A 3,079-nucleotide genomic window follows, 5' to 3' on the forward strand; every position below is an offset into this window, starting at 1 on the left:
TCATCGTCATTTCGCTGTTATGTGCCGCGGTCATTCTGTTTGCGTACGACAAATGGTGGATAGGTGGACCGCCAGAGAAATCCATTGCGGTTTTGGCGTTCGAGAACATGAGTGCCGATCCGGATCAGGAGTATTTTTCCGACGGCATCTCGGAGGAACTGTTAAACCTGTTGTCGAAGATTCCACAGCTAACGGTGATCTCGCGTTCCTCAGCGTTTTCATTCAAGGGCAAAGAAATCACTATCCCCGAGGTGGCAGAGCTGCTGAATGTTGCATTCGTGCTGGAAGGATCGGTGCGCAGGGACGGCGACCGCGTACGCATCACGGCACAGCTTATCGAGGCGCGCTCTGACTCGCACCTCTGGTCAGAATCCTACGACCGGACGCTTGACGATATCTTCGCCGTGCAGGATGAGATTGCCGGGGCAATCATTGATGCGCTCAAACTGAAGCTCGCGCTGGTCGAGGGCGTGGCGGAGCAGCCCACTGTTATCAAAGCGGCCAATACCGATGCTTATGACGCCTATCTCCGCGGGCGCGAGTTGATCTATCGCCGGGAAAATCTGGAGGACGCTGTTCGCCATCTCGAGCGCTCCCTGCGTCTGGACAACAATTTTGCGCCGGCGCATGCGCAATTGGCTATAGCCACTATACTGCTGACCAATTATGGCCAGACCACCCCGGAGGAGGCACGGCGAACAGCCATTCCACACCTAGACCGCGCTCTGGAACTCGAACCCGGCCTTGCCGAGGCACATGGGGGCCGGGCGTTGCTCGCAAATGTTTTGAACGATCCGGAGTCCACGATTGAGCATGCCCAAAAAGCACTGGCACTGAACCCGAACTACGCCGATGCCATGAATTGGTTGTTGATCGCGTATTCCAATCTCGGCCGCTATGAGGAGGTGAATGCAACTCGCAAGCAAATGCTGGCTACAGACCCGCTGACTATTATCGGTCGATTCAACTACGGTGGATGGCTGGGCCGGTCCGGACGGGTCGAAGAGGCCCACGAGCTCGCCGATCAATTGCTCGCCCAAAGCCCACGATGGGGGTATTCGCTGCATGCCAGCGTGTCGATCTTTGCTGAGGGCAAGATTGCTGAGAGCTTGTCCTGGGCCTTAAGAGAGTCGGCGGCCTCTGGTGTGGGGTCAATCTCTATGTATTCTGGATTCGTAGAGGTTGGTGAATACGATGAGGCACGGCGCATCAACCCGAGTGTGACTGACTGGCCCGATCTCGCCGAAGGGCGTTTCGACGAAGCGATCCGGGCGGCACAAAGGAGAATGCAATTGGCTCCGGAAAACGAATTCGCGGTGTGGGCGGCTGCCGAGAGTTTGTACGACGCAGGTCACATTGATGAGGCGCTGTCGCTATATGCGCATTTGCTCGATTTCGTACCTGAGGGTCGACCAATTTCCAGCCCAATTGGGCTTTATCGAAGCAACAACGAGACGATGATGCGGTTGGCACTGGCCCGCAGGAAAGCGGGCGATGAGGACGGTGCGCAAGCTGCCGCACGGATCGCCACGCAGGACCATGCTGCACTCAGCGCGGTGGGAGCAAGGGATCGGTTTCAGTTCCGGACAGAAGCGATGATTGCTGCATTCGAGAATAATCCGGATCGCGTCATCGCCGCACTGAAATCAGCTATGCAAAGTGGACTACGGAATCCGCACGTCTTTGACGATCTTATTTTTGAAGAGTTGTGGAACGAGCCACGTTTTGTCGCAATTCAAGAGGAATTAGACGCAATACTCGCCGTGGAACACGACAAAGTATTGCAGCTGATTTGCTTCAATAATCCGACTCCTGATAACTGGCAGCCCCTGCCGGAGACCTGTGAAGGGGTGGTGGAGAAGCTGGTACTTTGACTACCTGAATGGCGATGCCTCGACGTCCGCTTGTGGCCGAAAGCAGACGTTCGATCTTGCTGATTTGGTACTGAATGAATGACCGCTATTGGGAAAAGCGGACATTAAACCAATATTGGGTTGAACGACCGCTTTCGACCCGAAATAGTGGACATAGCGGTCAACATATTTTGCGTCTAGCCTTAATACTATACTGACCGATTGGAGAATCGACGTGAACTGGGTAGCCATTGGGGCAATTGGAGAGCTGGTTGGAGGCGCGGCTGTCATCGCGACTTTAATCTATCTCGCCGTTCAATTGAGACAAAATACAAAGGGGATACGCGCTCAGTCGTATTACAACGTCGTATCCGGAAAGAATGCCCTGTATCGAGAGTTGGCCGCGAATAAGGAGCTCTTCAACATCATTGGTCAAGGGAGGGCTGCCCGCAGATCCACCGTTTGAATCGGTAACGGACGGTGCGAGAGCACATTTGATCTTTTATGCTTTCATGAATGAATTTGAGACCACCTTTTTGCTCTACAAAGCTGACGCGGTAGAAGAAGACATTTGGCTTCGCGATAAGGCACAAATGGCTGGAATGATTGGGTTTCCTGGCATGATCAACTGGTGGAGCCTGGCCCAGCAGTATTTTCACAAGGCTTTCGTGGCCGAAGTTGCTGCCACTGAACCAATACTTCCGATAACTTACGATCCATCAACTGGAAAATTCGTCCAAATGCTGCCTAAAGACGGTAAGTGGTTTGACTAACGGATGTCATGGAATCCCTGATATACCTATGAGATGAGACAGCTTTTTGTGGCGGGTCCCAATGGCCGCTATTGGCCGAAAGCAGACTGTCATATTGAGATTGTCGGCTGACTTGAATGACCGCTTTTGATGAAAGCAGAAATTCGATCCTGGGCCACCACCGAAGACGATCCAGAACGTCCGCTTTCCGCTCCAAACCGGACATTAAGCTAGAATTGGGCAAAAGGTCCGCTAATGACCCGAAGCGGACATTCCCAGTCGCCCCAACATGTCCTGATTAAGTTGACTATCGGGCAGCCCGACCATTCTTCAACTACGCTTAGGCCATAACAACGAAAAAGCCAAACCCGCCGAAAGACGGGAACGGAAAGCCACGGGTACTCGCATTCTCCGCGACGCCACCTGCGACGCGTCAGGAGGCCTTTTGAGATTCCCGTCCGTTTTCTAATCAGT

At 53.4% G+C, this 3,079-nt stretch carries 3 protein-coding genes and 1 riboswitch; all 3 genes read left to right on the forward strand.

Annotated elements, in window-relative coordinates:
• On the forward strand, window positions 1-1,874 hold a 1,874-nt coding region (locus O6944_12060; protein ID MCZ6719869.1), incomplete at its 5' end, for a hypothetical protein.
• A gap of 214 nt (window positions 1,875-2,088) precedes the next feature.
• Complete coding sequence (locus tag O6944_12065) at window positions 2,089-2,319, forward strand: hypothetical protein (GenBank protein ID MCZ6719870.1); 231 nt, start codon at window positions 2,089-2,091, stop codon at window positions 2,317-2,319.
• A 46-nt stretch (window positions 2,320-2,365) separates the two neighbouring features.
• Window positions 2,366-2,626 (forward strand): hypothetical protein, encoded by a 261-nt coding sequence (locus O6944_12070; GenBank protein ID MCZ6719871.1) that lies wholly within the window; start codon window positions 2,366-2,368, stop codon window positions 2,624-2,626.
• A 330-nt stretch (window positions 2,627-2,956) separates the two neighbouring features.
• A riboswitch (cyclic di-GMP riboswitch) is annotated at window positions 2,957-3,029 on the forward strand.
• Window positions 3,030-3,079: the final 50 nt, after the last annotated feature.

It is taken from the genome of Gammaproteobacteria bacterium (assembly GCA_027296625.1).
Lineage (GTDB): Bacteria > Pseudomonadota > Gammaproteobacteria > JAKEHO01 > JAKEHO01 > JAKEHO01.